Below are 18,751 nucleotides of genomic sequence, written 5' to 3' on the forward strand. Positions count from 1 at the left end.
TACGGCAGCCACCTCGAAATGTTCGGTATCAACGTCGGCGAAGCCCTCAGGGAAGCCGGAGCGCCGGAAGACTTGTTCAGCCGCCACCGGCCGACCCTTGAGGAGGCGGCTTACTACAGGTTCATGGACGCAGTCGGCTCCCAAGCCAAGGATCCGCAGCTGCCGATCCGAATCGCGTCCGCCGACGGCGTCGAATCCTTCTCCCCGCCCCTCTTCGCCGCCTATTGCAGTGAAAACGCGAAAACCTGTTGCGAGAGGCTCAGCGAATACAAACGGATCATCGCCCCCATGAGATACCGGACGATATCGACCGAACGCACCGTCGAGGTGGAAATGGCGGCAAGCGGCGTTGGACTCTCCCTCCCGCAATTCCTGGTGGAATCGGAAATGGTATTCCTCCTCCACATCATCCGCGCCGCCACCCGGACGGTCATCCACCCCATCCAAATCCACATGACAGACCCGCCGACGACCGGAGACCTGTCCCGATACGCGCGATGCCCCATACGGAAAAGCGGAAGGAACCGCATCATCTTCCAACGCACCGATATGGACAAACCCTTCATCAGCTACAACGAAGGAATGTGGGACTACCTTGCGCCCGAACTGCAAAGACGGCTTTATGAAATGAAGGAAGGCGATCCAGCCGCCATGAAAGTGCGCAGCGCCCTGACCGGCCTCCTGCCCAGCGGGAGGACGACCATCAAAGACGTCGCCTCCACCCTCGGGATCAGCCCACGCACATTGGAACGAAGACTCGCCAAGGAAAACACCACATTCCAACAACAACTCAACAGCACACGCGAGCTCCTGGCGAAACATTACATACGAAACACGGATATGAGCAGTGGCGACATCGCCTTCCTCCTGGGATACCAGGAACCAAACTCCTTCCTCAGAGCCTTCACCCAATGGACCGGACTAAGCGTCAGCGAATACAAAAACACCACAACCACCCAACAACCCAAGAATAAAACCCCAACAACCCTAAGCATCCTCAAAAACCCGATAGAAGAAAGGTCTGAATGACTCCATCCGCGCCTGATGCATGCCGCATGGTAAACGCCTTCTCTTCAAAAACCTATGATCAAAAAACCTATGGTTTTATTGCTCTTTTGTGCGGGGATGCCAGTTGAGCTTATCCATCACACAAGCGAGAAAAAGAGTAGGAAGGATTCGTGCTTTCATACGATTCTTTTTGGCGTCATAAGCGACTTTTTATCAGGAATCGCAGTGACAAGCGGAACCGCTTCAATTATTACAGGGCTGACTATTCTAGAACGCAGCACGCTTCAAACAGTAGGAACTTCGGTTTTCGTTTTATCTGGCCTGTCACTAATTGGATTTCTTATTCATGCATATTTCGGAATGGTCAACTGAGTTCTCGCTTTGACTCTTACTGTCAGCGCGGCTATTGGAGCGGTAAGCGGAGCCTTTTTCTTCCGTAAGAGCATCCTTCAAATAAAGGATGGAGAAAAGAACAATTCGATTGTGACTGTTGGAATTATCCTGGTCAATCCAGGTATGGGGGTCGCATTACTTGTCAAAGAAAAATACGAAACCCATCCATGATGTGCCATGCCTTAGGACAGTCACGGTTCTTTCATATGAATCCTTATGGTTCTTATTGGGAACAGTCGCTTGTCTAAAACTTTGACTCAGTGGTAGCCGGATTTTTAAACACTATAACCTCAACATAGTGAAGAGATTGATTTATACAAATATATAAAAGAGGGGGTGCCAGGTATTCGTTATGCTTGGCACCCCCTCGCTCCTCTCTGAGCCCGCCTGTTCTAGTGGGAATCATAGGTGAGAGAAAGTAAGTCCTATGAATTTCTCATCAATGTGAACAGATTAGCCCAGTTTGCGTTACAAGGTACATGAAAACGCCGCCATGAGGAGGATGGCGACCGTTACGCCGGACAAGGTTTTTGGAACGCCGGCGTAACGGAGTATTTGAAATGGCGGGCGAATCTACTCCATTCGCTTGCGCAGGCTCAGGGCCACCCCGGCGGTCAGCAGGAGGGCCAGGGAGGCGATGGCGAACACCATGGCGTTCACGCCCGTCTTGGCCAACACCGGGTGACGCGGGGTCACCGGCTTGGACGGCTTGCGCGGGGTGGGAGGAACCACGGGCGTGTGCTTGTTGGTGATGGTGAAGCCGTCGGCGGCGGAACCGGACACCGTGGCGGTATAGCCTTGCGCAGCGTCCACCTCCTTGACCGTGTAGGCGATCTTCCTGCCTGCCTTGTTCACCGCCAAGCCCGTGAACCGGTAGGTCCACTCGTTCGCGGCGTTCAACACCACCGGAGAGCCGGAGGCCTGACCATCGGCATAAAGCTGCACCTGGACGGAAGCGGGACGGGACCCGTCCTGGTCGTCATGGTCGTCCCACTTCTTGACCACGGACACGCTCGTCTGGCCGGGAGTATAGGAGTTCTCGATGTCCAAGCCCTTGACGGAAGGAGTGTACCCCTTGACGGGGTCCTCGCTCACCGTGTAAACGATCTTCCGGCCGTTGGCGTACACGGGCACGTCGGCGAACGAGTACTTCCACCCGCCGGCGGCGGTCGCCTTCACCGACTTCACCTTCCGCCCGTCGGCCAGCAGGTTCACCGTGATCGAGCCGGGACGCTTCCCATCCTGATCATCCTTGTCGTTCCAGGTCTTCGACCCGGACAGGCTCGTCACCTCAGGCGTGTGCTTATTCGTCACCGTAGAACCGGAAACGGTGGAGGTGTATCCAGCGACCGCATCCTCGGTAACGGTATAGGAAATCTTCTGACCTTTGGCGAACTCAGGAAGATCCTTGAAAATGTATCCCCACTGAGTCGCCGCGGTCGCAGTCGCGCTCTTCACCTTCACGCCATTGGCCAGCAGGTTGATGGTCACGGACTGAGGCCTCTTGCCATCCTGGTTATTGGCGTCATCCCAGACCTTTTTCCCACAAATGTTGATGGTCTTCGTCTTGTGGGTATTGGTGATGGTGTAGCCGTCAACGGTGGAAGTGTAACCATCAACAGGGGTCTCCTTGACTGAATAGGAGTAGGCCTTCCCCTTGTCATCGGTCTTGGGGACACCCTTGAAGGAGTACTTCCAGCCATTAGCGGCATTGGTCTGAGTGGTCAGGTAATCCTTGCCGTTTTGCAGCAGGGTGATGGTCACGCTGCTGGGACGGATTCCGTCCTGGTTGTCGGAATCCTTCCAGACCTTTTCGCCGGAAAAGTCGATCTTTTCGACTTGCTTGTAGGTGTTCGTGAGAGTGAAGGCATTGACGCCAGTGGGATCCAGGGCGAAATGGTCTTGGTATCCAGAAGGAACGGAGACCTCTTCAAGGGTGTACTTGATCGGTGCTCCCTTGGCGTTCTTGACGAGCTTCTCCCACGTGTGGGACCAGCTGTTCGAAGCGTCCAAGGTGACTGGAGAACCGGTCTTATACCCGTTGGCGAGCAGCTGCACTTGAACCTTTGCGGGACGCTTGTGCCGGCTGTCGTTATTGTCGTTCCAGACTTTCTTGACGGATACGCTTGTCTGGTTCGTGCCATCGATCCCGCCATTCGCGTTCACGTTCTGAACGGTATAATCGAACTCTTTCCCGTTCACGGCATCCTTGTTGTGCTCGTGGTACCAGGCTTGGCTGTTGTTCTTGAATTCCTTCGCGTTATAGTCATCGACACTTGTCAGATACATGACGCTGAAGCTGTTCAGGTTCGCCTGATCCTGCGGAATCGAAACGGTGATCTTACCGGTGCTGGCATCCGCTGAGATGGAAGCGCCAGGATAGGCCTGTTCGAATTTCGCGATGGCGTCGGCACCGTCAAAATGGCCGGGGTTATACCCTTCCACCGTGATGTCGAAGCTCTTGGGGTCGAGGGTCTGCCCTGGCTGAATCTGATCGGTCACGTAGATGCGGTCATCCACATAGGCCTTCTCGTTATTCATGTTCAGGAACCAGCGCACGTGATCCGTGTCGTCTGGTTGCATGTCGCCGGTCTTATAGTAGAAGACCCCGACGGTACCGGACTTCGACTTGGTCACGGAGACGCTGGTTGAATATCCGCCACTGGTGATGGTGAAAGATCCGGTGTTCTCGTCACTGGTGTTGGCCAAGTTGCGGCCTTCGATGTCGAATTCCGCCCATCCGTGGACGTTCTCCACATCGTTGATATTGCTGTTGAAAGTGATGACGGCATTTTGCGGCGTCACCTTGAGGACGCCGACGTTGACTCCGTCGATGTAAAGATCGATTGTTTTCGAATAGCCTTCGCCATAAACGGTTCCGCTACTCGGCCAGCTTACGGTGATGGTATCTCCGTCCTTGATTTTCTGGGCGTGATCATCGTAAGACATTTTGAAAGTCGTCTTCTCCCCATCGTTGATATGGTCGGGAGAAACAGACACGGAAGTTACATTGCTGCTGACGTCATTCCCTGCCGCATGAGCGACGCTGGAAGGGAACAAAGAAATCAACATGGCGACAGCAACGAGAATCGCCCATGTTATCCTCGCGAAGTAGCGGGGGGGGGGGGTGCGATTCTTAGATGGTTATTGTTACCCACCTTATTGCTCCTTATCTTTGTTTTATCATTCAATTTTGAGCATGATTCTGGGACCATGCCGACCGGAATCGGGCTCTGCTCATGCAGATTGCGACGCCGTAAGCGGATATAAAAGGAGATCCGAAACCCTCCAGATACTGAGACTTCACGACGGTGTCATGAGATGATTAAGGAGGGGAGAGGTTGTCTCTCTTCATATATCAGCTATACGGCCAATAGTACTCTGACAGACAGAAATCTTCCATTGATCTTCCATACGCTGGACAGGCGGAGTTCTTCAATCCAGTGGCACTTGTGGCATCCCTCGGGCTCCAGACATCAAATGATCGTTCTGTGGGGTGTGTCAGTTTTGTTTGTTTGTTTTTTGGGCGAGGGTATGTATGAGGATCAGGTTGCCGGTTACGAGGATGGCTGCCGGGGGCAGGCAGGCGGCGACATGGGTGAGGTGGGTCTCGTGCCAGGAGGTGTGGAGGAGCCAGCTGACCAGGAGCATGGAGAGGATTCCCAGCCATAAGCCGGGGACGTATGATTTCAGGGTGATCGCCTGGATGATGTGGATGATGATGTGGAGGTTGTAGACGATCATGATCGCCTGGTAGAAGGCGAGCCAGTGGGCTGTCAAGCATATGCCGGTGATGCCGAGCAGCAGGATGTACTCCTCCAGGACCATGAGGGTGAAGTCCCTCGCGGAGACGGGCGGTATCCGTTTCCTTTTCTTTCCGGGTTTCGCTTGCATCCGTTGCCGGATCGCCCAGTGGGGCATGAAGGCGGTCTCTTCCAGCTCGTGGAGCATGAAGAACAGGGGGAACAGGAGATAAACGGTTGATGAGGGCATTCTAGGTCTTTTACCTTTCATGGTAAGGGTGATGGGCTGGTATGACTCATGATACCCGTGGTCCCCGTAGGGAGGGTTCCCTCGTGGTGGATTCATCCAAGGGGCTGGTGCGGCTGGCCAGCTGGCCGGTGGGGTGTATTGTTGCTGGTGTCCAGTGCTGCCGGTGTCGAAGGGATGGGGTTCATCATGGTTTATCTGGTTTCTTATATTCTCAGCTGGCTGGTTGGCGGTGTTTTGTGTCTGCTGTGGCCTGATAGGGGTTTTGCCATGAATTGTCTGCAGGCTCATCTGGCATGCGGGGTCGGTTTCTTCGGTTTGTTTAATTTCGTCGGCCATTGCTTTTTCAGTGAGCGGGTGGCGAAGAGTATCGGCTGGGTCTCCAATGGGTTTCAGAAGGAGATCGGGGTGATATCGTTGGGGATCGGCGTCAGCGGCGTCTACAGCGGTCTTGTTGACGGTGGCAGGGGTTGCCTTCCCCTGGTCATTGTTCTCGTCTTCTTTCTCGTAGGCGCCGGGGTGAATCATATCCGGGAGGATCTCAAAGAGGGGAACCATAAGGTGGGGAACGTGCTGATCATCCTGCCTGATTTCCTCATTCCCCTCACTCTGCTTGCCCTCTTGTTCCTGGTACGCTGATTGACGATCCGGATTGTTGCGCGGCGCCCCCGTCGGCCAATCGGATACTCGGTAATTGTACCTTTTTATAGTATTTGCGTATGCTTGGTGGTATGCGGCTGCCTGGGTGTTTGAAGGTTCTTGCCGAGTGGGATGGTCGGTTCGACCGGTATGTGTATGCGAAGCGGGATGTGGCGAAGCTGCTGGGCGAGTCGGGTGACGTCTTGTCCGCTACCTTGTCTCGGCTGGTGAAGGCCGGGGTTTTGGTGCGGGCCGCGCATGGCGTGTATGTGTATGCGTATTCGCGGCATGTGGCTGAGGCGAACACGGTCCATTTGATTGCCAGGAGTCTGCGTCGGGGGTGTGTGACGTATGAGAGTCTGGAGTCGGCTTTGTTTTCGTATGGGGTGATCAGTCAGGTTCCTGTTGGTCATACCATGTATATGACGACGGGCAGGAGCGGCGCGTATGATACCCCGTATGGCAGTATCGAGTTCACGCATACCAAGCGGGGTGTGGGGGATATCCTTCCTGGTTTGAAATATCCGCAGGGGTGTGCTTTGCCTTTGGCCAGCCGGCGGATGGCTGTGGATGATTTGAGGCATGTGGGCCGTAACCTGGATTTGGTGAGGGAAATGGAGGATGCGGATGAGCCGGAATCATGATCTGCGCTTCCGCTGGATTGGTGTCCTCATTCGTGGGATCTGAACTGGCTGTCCCGCATAAGCCAGGTGGACGTCTCCCATGCGGTGGGATTACGGAGTTTGAAAGAAGAGGATCACCGGGAGCGATCGGTTTACCGGGATCAGTATCCGCTTGTTTTCGACCGCATCCATCACGCCTTATCCGACAGTACCGCCTTCACCACGGAGATGAGCCGCTTCCTGCCCTCCGCCGTTCGGGAAAGAACCATGGCCGCGGAGTATGGGTCCAAGCCATGGAATCCACCCGCACCAACATTTTCAGCGCATTCCCACCAGACAATACGCTTGTGGATTAAGTATCCAATACGATAACCTAGCGGTTCATAAGGGGTACGGTTTGTCTCTTAAACCAGGATCAAGCCGGGCTACGGTATGAACATTGAGGCGGCAGTATTTAGTTATGGCATAGGCGTGGCTTTGTTCCTACTGTCGCATATGGTGTGCCTTAGAGTTTAAGCAAGAGTTTGAGAAAAATATGTTTGACCAGATCCTGCGGGATGATGTGGGCGGCTGCGAGCCTTTGGCCCTGAGTCTCATCAGTGCGGCCATGTACGCGGAGACGGGGCTTTCCACGGAGAAAATCGCCTCCGGTCTCAGTCTCCTCGCCCGTAATCTCCCTAGTTTCTCCGGCAGCCCTCCCGATCTCGCCTGCAATCTTTCTGTCCTCTCCAGCGATTTTCCTGTCTTTGAAGATGACAGGCCTGCCGAAGACGTCATCCTTTCCCTGAACCAGAACGACGACTATCCGAAAATCTCCCATACACGCCTTTCCGGCAGGCAGTACTCCACCCGGGTGCTTCCCTCCTCCGCCTTCCAGGCAATGGCCACATCCATCCTCGCCTCCTGCCTCCAACTCATCTACCCTCTATGGGCGGCAGAGGAAGCCTCCCGCGCGGACTCGTCTGGCGGGCGGTCATCCTCCCCGGGCGGCCTGCCATCGATCCGAGTCACGTTGACTCCAAAGAAGTGCAAGATATACAGTCTTATGCGGCTCACCCTCGCTCCTAGTTCCGCCCGGCATTGCGAGATCTTCGAAGGCAGCAGCGCGCTGATCGCCATCGTCTCCCCGCCACAGGATCTGTGGCCGAACACGCCCCTCACCGATGCGCAGGCATCGTCCGCGCTCCCTCCCACCCGTCTTATCCAGGAGGTGCAGCCGCCAAGCGTCTGCGAGTGGCGGGCCCGGCTCAACCTTCCAAACATCCCCGTAGACCTGTCGGTGTCCCAGCCGCTCTCCTGCTACTTCGACTCGCGGACCAGGTGGCGGATGCAAACCGGCGCCATCACCCAAACCGTCACTCTTGAACGGCGGCTCCTGCCTGACCTCCTGCACCGCTGCGACCGCTGCGCGATGACGGGGCAGGCCATCATCCTGGCCTTGGAGACGACCGTGGCCGTCGATTATTCCGGGAAAATCCTCAGCTCGACCCTCATCACGGCGCTGCACTCGCAAGCGCAATAAGTTAAGGTGAGAAAGGACCGGGGAATACTCTTGGTGGGTATATGCCTGATCGTTGTCTTCGGGATAGTACTCCTCGCTTCCAAGGATTACAACGACCAAACCGAGAAAACCTTCGCCAAGATCGGCCGGTGGAACCTCATGACCATGAAGGACTGGGCTCTGCTGATCCTTTTCGCTGTCTCCCTTGGAGTGATTCTAGTAGCACTTAGTTGCAGTAACTTCGAAAACTATAGAATTCGGGAAGATACCCCCATTCGGGATTACTTGAACGAGATGGCCCGCCAGCAACACCTGCAGGGATGGGATCAGACCAAGCAAGAAGCCCACGAAAGGGCCACCCGCAAGCGTCATCACGGCGACGCTCCCAAGCCCCTCTGAGAATTGGGCAGAGAGCGCTGGCGGCGTGCGGCGAGCAGGCCAACCAGCTTTACGATTCCCACGGCATCATTTGGGAGCCCGACAAGAAATAGGCTCAGCTAATTTCCCATGATGCCAAAAAGATGATGCTAAAGCGCGATAGTCCTTGCAAAAGTACAAGGATAGAATCGAGGACAAGAGGTAAGCGTGAAGTATAAAAAAGCGTGCCCCCCGTGGGACTCGAACCCACAACCCACGACTTTACGATCCGAAGCCATTATCGCTCTGCTCTTTTCTTTCGCGAATTTTCATTTTAGTGTGCCTTTGACAGTGATGTCAATAGTTAGAGGCGTTTTCTAAGCCTTTTTATTTTCCGAACTCATAACACATTCACACTATAACTATTTCACTCTGTCACACAATCACACGTCAACACAAGTGTGAAAGAGCATAGAAGCGACAATAGGGAGGAATCATGGACGATAAGCAAGAGATCCGCATCCTGGACGCCTGCTACGGATCCCGCATGTTCTGGTGGGACAAGACCGAACCTCACACCACTTTCATGGACATCCGCCAGGAGAACAGGGACATCACCAACGGCAGCGTCACCAAGCACGTGACAGTCAATCCGGACGTGATAGCCGACTTCCGGCGCATGCCCTTCCCTGACAATCACTTCGACCTGGTGGTCTTCGACCCTCCCCATCTGATCTGGGCAGGACCCAAGTCCTTCATGAAAGCACAATACGGGCAACTACCCGCCGACTGGCGCTCCTACATGAAAGACGGATTCGACGAATGCCTCCGAGTCCTGAAAAACACCGGCATCCTCCTGTTCAAATGGTCGCAGGCACAAATCCACCTGGCCGACGTCCTGGCCGTCCTCGGCCGCACCCCCATCCTCGGAGACAAGCACGCCTCAACCCGCTGGGAAGTCTTCCTCAAACAACCCAACCCCCTACCCCTAGAAGACACGGGATTCCTGCAAGGAACCCTCCTCGAAGAAACCTCAACACAAGCGTGAAATCACACAATCACACGAAAACACAGGAAAGGAATCAGCAATCATGAGAATCACCATCGCCAACGCCAAAGGGGGAGTGGGCAAGACCACCTCCGCCATCTACCTCGCCCAGGCGGCCAGCCTGCGCGGCCACCGGGCCGTCGTCCTGGACGCCGATCCCCAAGGGTCAGCCAGCCAATGGGCCGACCTGGCCGCCCAGGAAAACCAGCCTCTCGATTTCAATGTGCTGCCCGCCAATCCGGCCACCCTGAAAAGACCCAGGAAGACCGACCGCATCGAGATCGTGGACGCCGCCCCCACCGGCACAGCCTTGGCCGTAGCCATGGAAACCGCCGACTTCACCATCATCCCCTGCTCGGACAGCCCCCTGGACGTGCAGCAAGCCTGGGCGACCCTGGAGACAGCGAAAACACCAGCGGCCATCCTCCTCATCCGCGTCGAGCAAGGCACCAAAGCCCTCAAAGCCGTCACCGACGCCTTCCAGCAGTGGACCACACCCATCTTCGACGCCCAAATCCGCAAACGCCAGGACATCAAAACAAGCATGGGACACAAACCGGTGAAGCTCTGGGAATACGCACAAGCATGGCAGGAGATCAGCCAAACCATCACAGGAGAACAATCATGAAAACCTACCTCATCCAGCAGAAAAGAACCATCTGCCAATACCAGAGCGCCACCATCAGCGCCGACAGCAGCCAGGAAGCCATCGAGATCTTCAACCAGCTGAGCGATGAAGACAAACAATGGCAGGAAACCGACCACACCAGAGTCAGCAAACCACACGCCTGGCTCATCAGAAACTACCAGCAATAACACCAGCGTGAAATCACACAATCACACGAAAACACAGGGAAAGAACAACCATGAAAAACATAAACCTCATCCCACAATCCACACACCACACCATCCAGGAACTCGCCCACACCACCCCACAAGCCACGAGCGACGAATGGAAAGCCACCGGGCTGAAAGTCCGTCCAGATACGTGGAAAAGAGCGAAACGATACGCCGCCGACCACGAGATGAAACTGCAAAACCTCGTCGACGAAGCACTCCGCCACTACCTGAACCAGATGAACTAGCCGCTAGAAACGCTAGTATCGCGGGTATTGTAAGGGGAAATCTATGCATGTGAGAGGAAGGATACGGTTATGGAATATCCAACGCACAGACAACCACCCCAGGAATGGGTTCCCCTGCTCGACCAATGGGTCAAATACCTCAGAATCCGCGGCTGCACACCAGCCACTATCGAAAACTGGTGGTACAACGTCAGCCGTCTCGCTCTCATCCTGAACAAGCCCGTCTACCAAATCAGTGACGAGGACATCATCGACTACATGGACAGGGGATTAAGCGCCAATGGAATCAGAAACAACAGGAACGCTTTCAACAGCTTCTTCGACTACCTGATCACCGCTGGCCTACGGGAAGACAACCCCCTGGCCGCACTGCCGAAAGTCAAAAGAGACAAGCACAAAATGAGGCCCGCCAGCCGTCAACAAGTCGAGAAAGGCCTGCACGACCCGGACCCCACCGCGCGCCTCATGGTCATGATGCTCGCCGACCTAGGAGTCCGTAGAAGTGAGCTCGCCCAAATTCGCAAAGAGGACCTCATCCAAGAAGACAAATACACGACCATCATCATCCATGGCAAAGGCGATAAGGACAGGATCCTACCGCTATCCCAACGCCTGCAACAAATCCTCACCGCCATGCCAGACGGCTACCTCTTCCCAGGACGCTTCCACGGGCACGTCCACCCTGATACCGTCTACCGGTACGTCAAACGAGCCACAGGAGCCACACCGCACGCCATCCGCCGCCGCTTCGCCACCGACCTCTGGCATGCGACCGGAGACGCAGTCAAAGTCCAAGGAATGCTAGGCCACGAGAGCCTGGCCACCACGCAAGCCTACATTTACAGCACGCAAGACGATCTGAAACAAGCGGTAGACCAGCTGGTCATCTACCGGCAACATCGCCAAGCCTAACTACAATCAACAGTGAAGGGAGCACACATCATGGAAACAATGGAAAAACTCATAGGGTTCATCGCCGGCATCGTCATCCTCATCTGGATATGCGGGAAACTCTTCACAGCGTTCCTGCCCTGGCTCTTCGGCATCACCATCGCCCTGATCATCATCAAGACAGGCGTCTGGATGTACAAGAACTCCCGAGAGGACGAGGACCAACCCTACATCGACACCACCGCAGAACCCTACAACGAGTAAGCGGTTTTACTGTGGAATGATTGCGTTGCATCTACACAAATACATGGCGGTATCCTCTAAAGACATAAGTATTATGGCTTCCCAGTGAGATAGGATAAAGCTTATGCAGATGTTATTTCTTGACGAGAGCGGAACAGCTCCGAATAAAAATGACGTGAGCAAAAGCCCCTATTTTGTGCTTGGTGGTATCATCGTCCCCGAAGCACAATGGAAGTCGCTTCAAAGAAATCTTCGCCAAACAAAAAAGGAATATAACGTTGACGGCGAGATTAAGTGGAGATACTTTATTTATCATCCACTGGCAAAAAGAACGACACCTACATCGCATCTAGACCAAAATCAGCTTGATAATCTACGCGATGATTTGTATCAGATCATCGCACGGACTAAGAGCTTTCGCCTCCTTGCCGCCGTTGTAGATACGAAAGCGTACTACCAACGGCATCCATCAAATGATGCTGAGGATTTATATCATGACGCATTCGAGGTCATTTGTGAGAGGTTCCAGTATTACTTACAAGATATGGGTAGGGCAACAACGGGGACCAATATTTATGGCATGATTGTGATTGATGAGAGAAATCAATGGCAGAATAAGCAACTTGATGAGTTCCATTATCAACTACTGAATAATCATGATGCACATCGTTCAAATTACAATAATCTTGTTGAAGGTCTTTTCATAGCAGCATCCCATCATAGTGTTGGAGTCCAATTTGCTGATTTAGTCGCAGGCGCCGTCTACCGGATGGTATCCAAGAATGATGATCGTTTCTATAACAAGATTAAAGATAACTTTAGAAAGAGTCCCGAAGGAGATGTAAACGGATATGGAATCGTATCTGTACCTCATAGAGCAATAAGAATCAGATAAAAATAGACGCCGTGTCGAGGGGTGTACCCTCAAACCTGCAATGTGGCGCAGTCACGGCGTAAGACCTATTGTAATGGTGAGCGATAAAGTTGTCAACTCATCTTTGTACCTAAAGATGGGCTAGTACCAGTGGTGTGTTTGCCAGAATGCCTGCGCGCCGAAGGGATCATGGTAGCGGCTCTTGATGTACTGCAAACCCCACTTGATCTGGGTTAACGCGTTATCATGCCAATCATCACCGGCGGAAGCCATCTTCGCCCCGGAATGACCAGGGCCTAAAGCCTGGGGAATACCATAAGCGCCACTGGAAGGATTGGTCGCATCCCACCTCCAACCGGACTCATGCTCCCATACCCATACCAGGGCGTTCCACTGCTTGTCATCATCCCAATCCTTATACGCCTGGCTGATATACCGTTTGGCCAAGGCTTTCGCCTGCATGGGAGTCGCATGCCTCCCATCGCCGTGATAATCCTTGTCAATATCCATGCTGGCGGCGGAAACCGTGGCGGTACCAGCCGCCGGACACGCCGGAGAAGAGGCCGTGGATACGGTGCTTTGGGCAGTGGAAACAGCAGGCTTGAGCGCGCCGGTATACCGGTAAGCGGCATTCAGATACGCTTTACCCGCTCCGGATGATGGCTCACTGCTGATCTCATGATGCGTCTGGTCCCCAGGAGCACCGTCAATGCCGCCATTCTCCGCGGAATGGGCCGCGATGAAACGTCCCTGACCCTCATAAATCTCCGTATGCGTGGCAGCGTTCACCAGGATATCCCCACGCTGCAGCCTGCTGAGGTTGCCACCCCAGGAGAATTCTTGGAATCCCATCCGTTTCAAAGCCGCATCCATCCCCGTGGTCGCGAAAGGATACGAAGGAACCATCGTGAAGCCCGCGGCTTTCAGCGCGTACCAGACCAGGGAGGAGCAATCATAATCAGGATTCCCGTTCCGGCGTGACTGGGAATACCCGTGAGAATCATCGTCGGCGATATCCTCGGCATACTTCACGTACTTCTCCACCGTCGCATTATCCGCTACCGGCAACGAAGCCGTGCTGGCACCCTGCCCCGGTGCGGGGGCGGAGGAGGAGCCGGAAGAAAAGAGGATAGACAGTACGGTCGGCATATCATAACAGCCATTCAGCATGGCCGTCATATCCTGCGGCCCGCACGCGGACAGCAAGCCAACCATCACCGCCAGGCAACCGGCCAGGAACATCCGACCCTTCCGGGTGGCAGAATGTTGTGGACGGGGATGCTTAATCATCACTGGTATCCATCAGCCAGGAAGGAGTCTGCCCGCCAACAGCCACTTCCGTCACCACGCACGGAGCGGACGGCAGCCCATAACCGGTATAGTTCGAACCATGAAAAGACATGACGGACGGGCCCTGCAAGCCTAGCGACCCCTCCGGCAGATACGATTTCTCCAACCCACCGGACTCCCATAATCTCTTGGTCAGAACCTTGTCATACGGTTTGCCATTCTTATCCGTGAACATTTCCGGATACCCATCCTTGGCGTACACGTTATTCGCCTGCATGGCGGCAGGGCAGTACGTCGTCACATGCCACAAGCCGTCATCCATAGGGATGGTCACCACGTTAAAATAACTCTGCAGGATCAGCTGCGGATCCACGGTGGACGGCAAAGACAACCCCTGCGGGGTGGGGAAATTGAACTTCTGCTTCGCCCCATAGTAGAAATATCGGGGCTGCACACTGATCAGACTGGTATCGTTCTCCGTCTCAGTAGTATTCCGGTTAAGCCCATCAGCGGAACACAGATCGGAATCAGGATAGGGCAAGCCGGTGACCACTCCCTCCAGAGCCGCGTCATGATCCGTACACAGCGTGTTCGGAGCGAACTTGCGCTGCGCCCACCAGTAGCGCGGCGCGTTCGGCATGTAATACGAATCCTCATGACCGGGCACGGCATGGAAATTCTCGCGCATACGAGCCGCCCACACCGCGTCCGAGGTCTTACTGTCGATAAGGTCATTGACCGTCTTCAACGCCACATAGCCGGAAGAAAACGTGTCATGCGGCAGCGTGATATACCAGCTGCTCGGAACGCCACCGCGATCAGCCTTCTTGATATACTCCTCCCCTTTCGATCCCAACACGAACCGTTGGGACGACCATGCGCCTGGCAAAGGCAGTCCTGCCTGCCGTAACCCATTCCACTGCGATGCTTCCTCCGCCTGTTTCCTGCCCTTGTGGGTCGGGGTGGAAGAAGCGGTCAGACCAGCGGGCAAAGACTCCTGCCTATCCCGCCAGGAATCCCAGGCACCATAAGCGCCACCCACGATAACCGCGATGACGAGCAAAGCGATCATCGCCAAACGCGACTTGACCGGATGCTTCTTCCGGTTCTCAACAGCTTCATCACTATAATCAAATAACGCCATCACACGCCCCCCTCTTCCAGGTCACTCATCCACTCCGGAGGACGCATCCCCCTCATCTTCCGGCGCTTGGGACAGCGTATTATCATCTTCAACACTATCAGCGTGCAAAACATTTCGAGCAGCCTGTTGGACAGATTCATCCAACAGACTCAACTCAGAGCGATCCACGCCCACCTGCTTCGCCCGCCGTTTCAAATCAGATACCTGCTGCCTCTTATCAGCCAACTGATCAGACAGCAAAATAACCTGGCTGACAGCCTCCATATACTCAGTCTCGAAATCCAGCCGAGCCTGCTGGCGAGCTATCTTCAACCGGGCCGCCTGCCTGCCGATCTGCCGCACCATACGATCCGTATCACCCATGACTTGCATCCTTCCATGAGAAAACTGTTTTCCAGTGACTCTCCCATCCTCGCAGAAAACAAGCAGGCCGCCGGGTGGAAATGGATCCTCACTTCGCTCTTTTCCACCCGACGGTCATGGGGAAACCTGACATCATGGGAAGCGTAAACCATTCAAGCTAAGGAGTGCATTATGCCCAGCATGTTCACATGGATTATCGCCAACCAAAACCTCGCCTACGCAGGAGTCTTCATCTTCCTCGCCATCAGCCTCGCCCTGACCCTCCTCGGCCACCAGCTGTGGGTGACCGCCGACCAGGATGACGACGAGACCCATAGCGCGCAAGCGCGCAAGCCCGCCAGCATCATCTGCTACATTATCGCCGCGGTGTCCGCCGTCCTCGCCCTCTACTGCCTCGATGGTGTACTCGCCACCAGTTTTCACGCCACTTTCATCGCCTGCATCATCATTGATGTCATCCTCATCCTTCTCATCCCCATCATCACCCGATTCACTCACAACTAATCAGAACTAAGAAAACAAGCAGATTAGGGGCTCCTCATCGGAGCCCCTATTTTATTGTCCAGGAAAATGCAGAGAACAGTCGATTAAGTCAAAGCCCCGCACTGATAAGACACTTCCAGGGGTTACAAGCCTATGATCGGTACATCAGATCATAGTGGACGAATCATCCCAACCATATGCTCATCACCCTCAGCCTTTCCTGCTTAGAAGCCTATAGATGGTGGTGCGGCTTACACCATAGAGTTTCCCGATCTGACCAACTGAAAGATCGCCTTGACCATACAGTTCACGGATCTTCTTGATCTTCCCCGGCGTGAGCTTGCGAGGCCGGCCGCCCTTGCGCCCCCGCGCTCGTGCGGCAACTAATCCCGCATTCGTGCGTTCCACGATCAAGTCACGCTCAAACTGAGCGAGACTAGCAAAAATGTTGAAGACGAGAATCCCGCCGGTCGTGGTCGTATCAATGCTTTCGGTCAAGGAGATGAATTGCACCTGCTTCCTGCGGAAACCATCGACGAGCGTAACCAGGTCCTGCACGCTACGGCCCAGCCGATCCAACTTCCAGACAACAACGGCGTCGCCTTCCCTCAACGCGGCGATCATACGGTCAAGCTCCGGTCTGCTTGACTTCGTCCCCGATACACCCCGATCAGCATAGATCCTCTCACAGCCAGCCTTCTCTAGTGCGTCTGTTTGAAGAACGATATTCTGATCAGAGGTACTGACCCTGGCATACCCGATTCTCATAACCCTCAAGTGTACTAAAAGACAGAGTCGATAGGCTTATGAGACATAGAAAAAGAGACGGGTTATGGAACAGGATTTTCACGCACCATTGAAGAGGAAAAAGGGTTGTGTCATAAACGGACGATTATGACACAACCGCACCATTGACATCCGAGCGCAAAGGAAGGAGGGGGATCCCCGAACGGCGATCCCCCTCCCGCTGTCTGCATCTCCATCACAGCATCCTCCCCAGCAGCCAAATCAGAAACCGTTCTCCATCAGGGCAGTCCGTTCATGGAAGAGTGGTGATCCCATCGTCGCAGGCTAGCCCGCCGCCGCCATACCACGAGACTCGGGCGCTATCTCTTAACAGATCTGCCACTGACATGTCAGTGGCAGACCGGCCATGATAGAAGCGCCCTCGCCTCGGAATGTCGACGCACAAGCATCCTGCGCTTCAGGCCTCACCACTTCAAGAAAGGAAGAAAACATGTACACTCCACAACAACTCACGACCATGAGGAACGACATCAACGAGAGGATGCTCCATGCCGCCGAACAGACGGCAGACGACTACCAGGGCGGAGGATACCATGACATCGAATGGGGACGCATACAGGAAAACCTGGCCGAGGAAATCTTCACCCGCTACACCATCCCCAGCGTTCATACCGTCTACTACATCCTCATGAACTGGGCGGAAACCCATCCCAGCCTGTATAAGCACGTCTGCGAAATCCTCAACCACTCCACCCGCCCCGAACAGAGACTCGACCACCTGGCCAGCAGGCTGGAAGACGAGTCGGACGCCGACATCTGGTACTACACCGAATGGGACGAATAACCCACCCAAACAGAGCAGGGATACTCACCAGTCTCTCCCCAAACCACACCAACAAAATAGGAGCCGAGGAGAGACCGGTGAAGACAATAGGACAACCACCCATCGCAATCGGATTACGATATGGAAAGTTCCACCCGACGGTCACGGGAAATCCTGTCATGATGAAAACGAAGCTATCTAAATACTGGCCATGCGCTAAAGAAAGGAATCATCATGGATGATCACAAAGAAGTCGTCGTTATTACGACCCGATTGACTCGTCAGGATAAGAAAGAGCTTGACCGTAAGGCTCGAGTGGAAGGAATCAATAACAGCCACTACATGCGAGAAGCTATCAGCCGATATGTCCAAGAATACGGGCTCTGCCAATTGATCGAAGCCAGCAAGCAGGAACGTGCTGAGTATCCGCGTAAGGAAAGCGATTATTTCAAAGGGCAGAAGGACATTCCACAGATTTCCGTCAAGCTTGATGCCGAATGTTTCGGCCAGCTCTGCCAAGTCTGCACTCATCTGCAAGCGTCCGCTGCCCACGCCTTACGCGTATGCATCCTTGAAGCACTTCACCCAGCCGAAGATTAAACGAACAGACGATTAAGGAAGGAATCATCATGCCACGTCCCCATACAGTTATCACTATCACCACTCGTCTTTCCGACCCCGCCTACATCATGCTTCTTCATTTGTCCTTGAAACGACATGAGAGCATCGCATACTACCTACGGGGCGCCATCGACCTGTATGTAAGGGAAACGATAGGGGAATGGGTCATCCCCGCCACTGAAGAACAGCGATACAGCTACGCCATCAAACACGATTCCGAGCTCATCTCGAATTCACCGTTGAGGAATGTGTCCGTGCGTCTGACCCAAGAGACCCTGACCAATCTCGATAGGGTCTGCGCCTATCATTACCGAGGACGTTCCTGGGCCTTGCGCGCCTGTATCATGTACCGTCTGCGCTCCGAATACCCCTTCTATGACACCTGGATCCAAGGCGGCGCGCACGAAGCGGCCATCATGGACTGAAAACCGCGACCCTCCCAGTGAATCATCGAAATACATGTGTTTGAATCACTGAAATCATCTCAACGCAATCAAAACGGAACGAACAAAACAAACGAAAGAGAACAACCGCAATCATTCAAATCCCGCTAATGCATGTCGACAGCTGAACAGCCCCTGAAAAGAGCCATGTGTCTCAGGAAAACAATAATTCCATTCAGGGGTAG

The 18,751-nt window shown here is 54.3% G+C and carries 23 protein-coding genes; 17 read left to right on the forward strand and 6 right to left on the reverse strand.

The features are described from left to right. Positions 1 to 18 precede the first annotated feature (18 nt). Both PSDT_RS00905 and PSDT_RS08215 read left to right on the forward strand, forming a co-directional pair. Complete coding sequence (locus PSDT_RS00905) at positions 19 to 1,029, forward strand: AraC family transcriptional regulator (protein ID WP_006289521.1); 1,011 nt, start codon at positions 19 to 21, stop codon at positions 1,027 to 1,029. 54 nt (positions 1,030 to 1,083) lie between these two features. Then, entirely contained in the window at positions 1,084 to 1,380 is a 297-nt protein-coding gene (locus PSDT_RS08215) for a hypothetical protein (RefSeq protein ID WP_154645722.1), read from the forward strand. A gap of 594 nt (positions 1,381 to 1,974) precedes the next feature. Here PSDT_RS08215 and PSDT_RS00910 read toward each other — a convergent pair. Both PSDT_RS00910 and PSDT_RS00915 read right to left on the reverse strand, forming a co-directional pair. Beyond that, positions 1,975 to 4,401 carry a Cna B-type domain-containing protein gene (locus tag PSDT_RS00910; RefSeq protein WP_006290743.1) on the reverse strand — a complete coding sequence of 809 codons (2,427 nt, stop codon included), beginning with the start codon at positions 4,399 to 4,401 and terminating at the stop codon, positions 1,975 to 1,977. A gap of 501 nt (positions 4,402 to 4,902) precedes the next feature. Continuing rightward, entirely contained in the window at positions 4,903 to 5,394 is a 492-nt protein-coding gene (locus PSDT_RS00915; RefSeq protein ID WP_006290742.1) for an HXXEE domain-containing protein, read from the reverse strand. 186 nt (positions 5,395 to 5,580) lie between these two features. Between PSDT_RS00915 and PSDT_RS00920 the strand changes: the two genes are divergently transcribed. The 11 genes from PSDT_RS00920 (at position 5,581) to PSDT_RS00970 (ending at position 12,673) form a co-directional block, all read left to right on the forward strand. Further along, positions 5,581 to 6,030 carry a DUF6790 family protein gene (locus PSDT_RS00920; RefSeq protein WP_036737611.1) on the forward strand — a complete coding sequence of 150 codons (450 nt, stop codon included), beginning with the start codon at positions 5,581 to 5,583 and terminating at the stop codon, positions 6,028 to 6,030. 92 nt (positions 6,031 to 6,122) lie between these two features. Beyond that, a complete protein-coding gene (gene abiEi / locus PSDT_RS00925; protein WP_397224638.1) occupies positions 6,123 to 6,674 on the forward strand; it encodes a type IV toxin-antitoxin system AbiEi family antitoxin in 552 nt (183 codons plus the stop codon). A 514-nt stretch (positions 6,675 to 7,188) separates the two neighbouring features. Further along, positions 7,189 to 8,175, forward strand: coding sequence for a hypothetical protein (locus PSDT_RS00930; RefSeq protein WP_006289526.1), 987 nt, complete (start codon positions 7,189 to 7,191; stop codon positions 8,173 to 8,175). A 6-nt stretch (positions 8,176 to 8,181) separates the two neighbouring features. Next, on the forward strand, positions 8,182 to 8,553 hold the full coding sequence (locus PSDT_RS00935) for a hypothetical protein (RefSeq protein WP_006289527.1): 372 nt from the start codon (positions 8,182 to 8,184) through the stop codon (positions 8,551 to 8,553). Positions 8,554 to 9,007: 454 nt separating this feature from the next. Next, positions 9,008 to 9,559 carry a class I SAM-dependent methyltransferase gene (locus PSDT_RS00940; protein WP_006289528.1) on the forward strand — a complete coding sequence of 184 codons (552 nt, stop codon included), beginning with the start codon at positions 9,008 to 9,010 and terminating at the stop codon, positions 9,557 to 9,559. A 43-nt stretch (positions 9,560 to 9,602) separates the two neighbouring features. After that, complete coding sequence (locus PSDT_RS00945; RefSeq protein WP_006289529.1) at positions 9,603 to 10,187, forward strand: ParA family protein; 585 nt, start codon at positions 9,603 to 9,605, stop codon at positions 10,185 to 10,187. Continuing rightward, complete coding sequence (locus PSDT_RS00950) at positions 10,184 to 10,375, forward strand: hypothetical protein (RefSeq protein WP_006290739.1); 192 nt, start codon at positions 10,184 to 10,186, stop codon at positions 10,373 to 10,375. Before PSDT_RS00945 ends, PSDT_RS00950 begins: the two co-directional genes overlap by 4 nt. Before the next feature lie 50 nt (positions 10,376 to 10,425). Then, on the forward strand, positions 10,426 to 10,644 hold the full coding sequence (locus tag PSDT_RS00955; protein ID WP_006289531.1) for a hypothetical protein: 219 nt from the start codon (positions 10,426 to 10,428) through the stop codon (positions 10,642 to 10,644). Between the two features lie 69 nt (positions 10,645 to 10,713). Next, a complete protein-coding gene (locus PSDT_RS00960; RefSeq protein WP_006289532.1) occupies positions 10,714 to 11,556 on the forward strand; it encodes a tyrosine-type recombinase/integrase in 843 nt (280 codons plus the stop codon). Positions 11,557 to 11,586: 30 nt separating this feature from the next. Next, positions 11,587 to 11,799 carry a hypothetical protein gene (locus PSDT_RS00965; protein WP_006290738.1) on the forward strand — a complete coding sequence of 71 codons (213 nt, stop codon included), beginning with the start codon at positions 11,587 to 11,589 and terminating at the stop codon, positions 11,797 to 11,799. 103 nt (positions 11,800 to 11,902) lie between these two features. After that, a complete protein-coding gene (locus PSDT_RS00970; protein WP_006289534.1) occupies positions 11,903 to 12,673 on the forward strand; it encodes a DUF3800 domain-containing protein in 771 nt (256 codons plus the stop codon). A 120-nt stretch (positions 12,674 to 12,793) separates the two neighbouring features. Here PSDT_RS00970 and PSDT_RS00975 read toward each other — a convergent pair whose 3' ends face one another. The 3 genes from PSDT_RS00975 to PSDT_RS00985 all read right to left on the reverse strand — a co-directional run bounded on the left by PSDT_RS00975 (position 12,794) and on the right by PSDT_RS00985 (position 15,449). Then, entirely contained in the window at positions 12,794 to 13,801 is a 1,008-nt protein-coding gene (locus tag PSDT_RS00975) for an aggregation-promoting factor C-terminal-like domain-containing protein (RefSeq protein ID WP_223293591.1), read from the reverse strand. 133 nt (positions 13,802 to 13,934) lie between these two features. After that, a complete protein-coding gene (locus tag PSDT_RS00980) occupies positions 13,935 to 15,086 on the reverse strand; it encodes a hypothetical protein (RefSeq protein ID WP_006290737.1) in 1,152 nt (383 codons plus the stop codon). A gap of 21 nt (positions 15,087 to 15,107) precedes the next feature. Then, complete coding sequence (locus tag PSDT_RS00985) at positions 15,108 to 15,449, reverse strand: hypothetical protein (RefSeq protein ID WP_223293592.1); 342 nt, start codon at positions 15,447 to 15,449, stop codon at positions 15,108 to 15,110. A 171-nt stretch (positions 15,450 to 15,620) separates the two neighbouring features. On the opposite strand from PSDT_RS00985, the gene PSDT_RS00990 reads away from it, so the two are divergent. Beyond that, positions 15,621 to 15,953: a hypothetical protein gene (locus tag PSDT_RS00990; RefSeq protein ID WP_006289538.1), complete on the forward strand. Its 333-nt coding sequence runs from the start codon at positions 15,621 to 15,623 to the stop codon at positions 15,951 to 15,953. Positions 15,954 to 16,142: 189 nt separating this feature from the next. Here PSDT_RS00990 and PSDT_RS00995 read toward each other — a convergent pair whose 3' ends face one another. After that, on the reverse strand, positions 16,143 to 16,700 hold the full coding sequence (locus PSDT_RS00995) for a recombinase family protein (RefSeq protein ID WP_006289539.1): 558 nt from the start codon (positions 16,698 to 16,700) through the stop codon (positions 16,143 to 16,145). Between the two features lie 469 nt (positions 16,701 to 17,169). Here PSDT_RS00995 and PSDT_RS01000 point away from each other — a divergent pair, with 469 nt between their 5' ends. The 3 genes from PSDT_RS01000 (at position 17,170) to PSDT_RS01010 (ending at position 18,548) form a co-directional block, all read left to right on the forward strand. Next, entirely contained in the window at positions 17,170 to 17,523 is a 354-nt protein-coding gene (locus PSDT_RS01000) for a hypothetical protein (RefSeq protein ID WP_006290735.1), read from the forward strand. A 213-nt stretch (positions 17,524 to 17,736) separates the two neighbouring features. Further along, positions 17,737 to 18,102: a ribbon-helix-helix protein, CopG family gene (locus PSDT_RS07980; RefSeq protein WP_006289541.1), complete on the forward strand. Its 366-nt coding sequence runs from the start codon at positions 17,737 to 17,739 to the stop codon at positions 18,100 to 18,102. 29 nt (positions 18,103 to 18,131) lie between these two features. Further along, a complete protein-coding gene (locus PSDT_RS01010) occupies positions 18,132 to 18,548 on the forward strand; it encodes a hypothetical protein (RefSeq protein WP_006289542.1) in 417 nt (138 codons plus the stop codon). Positions 18,549 to 18,751 lie beyond the last annotated feature (203 nt).

Origin of the sequence: Parascardovia denticolens DSM 10105 = JCM 12538 (assembly GCF_001042675.1) — a bacterium.
Taxonomy (GTDB): Bacteria; Actinomycetota; Actinomycetes; order Actinomycetales; family Bifidobacteriaceae; genus Scardovia; species Scardovia denticolens.

Excerpts from the sequence above, each read along its gene's own strand:
- PSDT_RS00945 (WP_006289529.1), top strand. The coding sequence starts at position 9,603 with ATGAGAATCACCATCGCCAACGCCAAAGGGGGAGTGGGCAAGACCACC.
- PSDT_RS00975 (WP_223293591.1), bottom strand. The coding sequence starts at position 13,801 with ATGCCGACCGTACTGTCTATCCTCTTTTCTTCCGGCTCCTCCTCCGCC.
- PSDT_RS00995 (WP_006289539.1), bottom strand. The coding sequence starts at position 16,700 with ATGAGAATCGGGTATGCCAGGGTCAGTACCTCTGATCAGAATATCGTT.
- PSDT_RS00990 (WP_006289538.1), top strand. The coding sequence starts at position 15,621 with ATGCCCAGCATGTTCACATGGATTATCGCCAACCAAAACCTCGCCTAC.
- PSDT_RS08215 (WP_154645722.1), top strand. The coding sequence starts at position 1,084 with ATGATCAAAAAACCTATGGTTTTATTGCTCTTTTGTGCGGGGATGCCA.
- PSDT_RS01010 (WP_006289542.1), top strand. The coding sequence starts at position 18,132 with ATGCCACGTCCCCATACAGTTATCACTATCACCACTCGTCTTTCCGAC.
- PSDT_RS00930 (WP_006289526.1), top strand. The coding sequence starts at position 7,189 with ATGTTTGACCAGATCCTGCGGGATGATGTGGGCGGCTGCGAGCCTTTG.
- PSDT_RS00920 (WP_036737611.1), top strand. The coding sequence starts at position 5,581 with ATGGTTTATCTGGTTTCTTATATTCTCAGCTGGCTGGTTGGCGGTGTT.
- PSDT_RS01000 (WP_006290735.1), top strand. The coding sequence starts at position 17,170 with ATGTACACTCCACAACAACTCACGACCATGAGGAACGACATCAACGAG.
- PSDT_RS00940 (WP_006289528.1), top strand. The coding sequence starts at position 9,008 with ATGGACGATAAGCAAGAGATCCGCATCCTGGACGCCTGCTACGGATCC.
- abiEi (WP_397224638.1), top strand. The coding sequence starts at position 6,123 with ATGCGGCTGCCTGGGTGTTTGAAGGTTCTTGCCGAGTGGGATGGTCGG.
- PSDT_RS00970 (WP_006289534.1), top strand. The coding sequence starts at position 11,903 with ATGCAGATGTTATTTCTTGACGAGAGCGGAACAGCTCCGAATAAAAAT.
- PSDT_RS00965 (WP_006290738.1), top strand. The coding sequence starts at position 11,587 with ATGGAAACAATGGAAAAACTCATAGGGTTCATCGCCGGCATCGTCATC.
- PSDT_RS00905 (WP_006289521.1), top strand. The coding sequence starts at position 19 with ATGTTCGGTATCAACGTCGGCGAAGCCCTCAGGGAAGCCGGAGCGCCG.
- PSDT_RS00985 (WP_223293592.1), bottom strand. The coding sequence starts at position 15,449 with ATGGGTGATACGGATCGTATGGTGCGGCAGATCGGCAGGCAGGCGGCC.
- PSDT_RS00950 (WP_006290739.1), top strand. The coding sequence starts at position 10,184 with ATGAAAACCTACCTCATCCAGCAGAAAAGAACCATCTGCCAATACCAG.
- PSDT_RS00960 (WP_006289532.1), top strand. The coding sequence starts at position 10,714 with ATGGAATATCCAACGCACAGACAACCACCCCAGGAATGGGTTCCCCTG.
- PSDT_RS07980 (WP_006289541.1), top strand. The coding sequence starts at position 17,737 with ATGGATGATCACAAAGAAGTCGTCGTTATTACGACCCGATTGACTCGT.
- PSDT_RS00915 (WP_006290742.1), bottom strand. The coding sequence starts at position 5,394 with ATGCCCTCATCAACCGTTTATCTCCTGTTCCCCCTGTTCTTCATGCTC.
- PSDT_RS00955 (WP_006289531.1), top strand. The coding sequence starts at position 10,426 with ATGAAAAACATAAACCTCATCCCACAATCCACACACCACACCATCCAG.
- PSDT_RS00980 (WP_006290737.1), bottom strand. The coding sequence starts at position 15,086 with ATGGCGTTATTTGATTATAGTGATGAAGCTGTTGAGAACCGGAAGAAG.